Below are 1,682 nucleotides of genomic sequence, written 5' to 3'. Positions count from 1 at the left end.
GGGCGTCCACCGCCGCGACGCGGGGGTCCGCGCGCAGCGCGGCGGTGCGGCGGTGGCCCAGACGGCGGACGCCGACGAACGCGAGGGTGGCCGCTATCCCGGAGGCCACCAGTGACCACGGGATCGCCACCGCGGGAGCGAAGAGCACAGCGGCCGAATAGGTGAAGGTCGACCGGGGGACCGGCGCCACGGTGACGATCGCGTAGGCGGAGAAGAACGCGACCGGGAACCACGGGCCCAGCTCATCCGCCCAACCGCGCAGCTGCTCCAGTCCCGGGGTCGGGACGACGGTGGCCAGCACCACCAGGGCCAGGACGACCGCCACCCACCAGATCACCCGTCCGCGCACGGGTCGACTGTAGTCGCCGGGATCGCGGAGCCCACCCCTGGTGACCCCGCACACATGGTCACGTCTCGACAGCGGGAGGGGCTGCATTAGAGTCCGTCGTGACCCCCTTCACTCCACAAGAGAACGAGGTACCGGTGTCCAGTCCGACCACAGGTCCCGACCTTCACTCCTGGTACGCCTCTGTGGGAGCCGTCCTCGCGAAGGCCGCCCGCAAGGATCCCGCCGAGATGCCCGAGGACGCCTGGCGCGCCCTCGTGGCCACGACCCGCGACGGGATCGAGGTGAACCCCCTCTACACGCGCGCCGACGAGACGCCCGAGCGCCCGGCTCCGGGGTCGTTCCCGTTCGTGCGGGGAGGGGACCGGTCGGGGCTCCCGGAGAACGGCTGGCACGTCAGCGCCAGGGTCGAGGCCAAGGGCGACCCGAGCGAGGTCAACACCTCGGTCCTGGACCTTCTCGGCCAGGGCGCGTCCGCGCTGTGGTTGCGGGTGCCGGCCGCCGACGTGGCCGCCGTCCTCAAGGACGTCTACCTGGACCTCGCGCCGGTGACCTTCGACGCCGGATCGGACCTCGTCGAGGTCACCGACGCGTTCCTGGAGCTGCTCGACCAGCGCAGGTCGGCAGGAGACGGGGTGACCGACCGGTCCTCGGTGATCGCCGACCTCGGCGCGACACCGGTCACCTCCGCGTACGCCGCGGGCGCGTCGTCGGAATCGGTCGACCTCGACGCGGCGGTCGGCCTCGCCGTCCGTGTGGCCGAGCGCGAGGAGACCGTCCGGACCTTCGTCGCCGACGGCACGGTATTCCACGCAGACGGCGCCGGGGACGCGCAGGAGCTCGCCTACGCCGTGGCCGCGGGCCTGGAGTACGTCCGGGCGCTGATGTCGGCGGGGCTCGACGTCGAGGTCGCCCTGCGCCAGATCTCGTTCCGGTTGTCCGCCACGGACGACCAGTTCGTCTCGATCGCCAAGTTCCGTGCCGGGCGCCTGATGTGGGCCCGCGTCGCCGAACTCCTGGGCGCACCCGACGCGGGGAATGCGCCTCAGCACGCCGTCACCTCCTCGGCCATGATGGCGCGACGCGACCCGTGGGTGAACATGCTGCGCACCACTCTCGCCTCGTTCGGGGCCGGGGTCGGCGGTGCCACCTCCGTCACCGTCCTGCCGTTCGACGCCTCCCTGCCCGGGGGCCTGGAGAGCGCCTCACCGGCCTTCGCCGAGCGCATCGCACGCAACACCCAACTGCTGCTGCTCGAGGAGTCCCACCTGGGGCATGTGGTCGATCCCGCCGGAGGATCCTGGTACGTCGAGTCGCTCACCGACTCGCTCGCCGA

Annotated in this window: 1 protein-coding gene and 1 pseudogene; one reads left to right on the top strand and one right to left on the bottom strand. The window is 72.2% G+C overall.

All coding sequences use genetic code 11. From position 1 onward, the window contains the following. Positions 1-349 (bottom strand): annotated as a pseudogene (locus G6021_RS06190) (TVP38/TMEM64 family protein); the annotation flags it as partial. Positions 350-483: 134 nt separating this feature from the next. Here G6021_RS06190 and G6021_RS06185 point away from each other — a divergent pair. Beyond that, the coding region (locus G6021_RS06185) for a methylmalonyl-CoA mutase family protein (RefSeq protein WP_347238923.1) at positions 484-1,682 on the top strand (1,199 nt) is incomplete at its 3' end.

It is taken from the genome of Dietzia sp. CW19, from assembly GCF_014145265.1.
GTDB lineage: Bacteria > Actinomycetota > Actinomycetes > Mycobacteriales > Mycobacteriaceae > Dietzia > Dietzia natronolimnaea.
The sequence above is the reverse complement of the archived record's forward strand: the minus strand, read 5'-3'. Positions and strand labels throughout refer to the sequence as shown.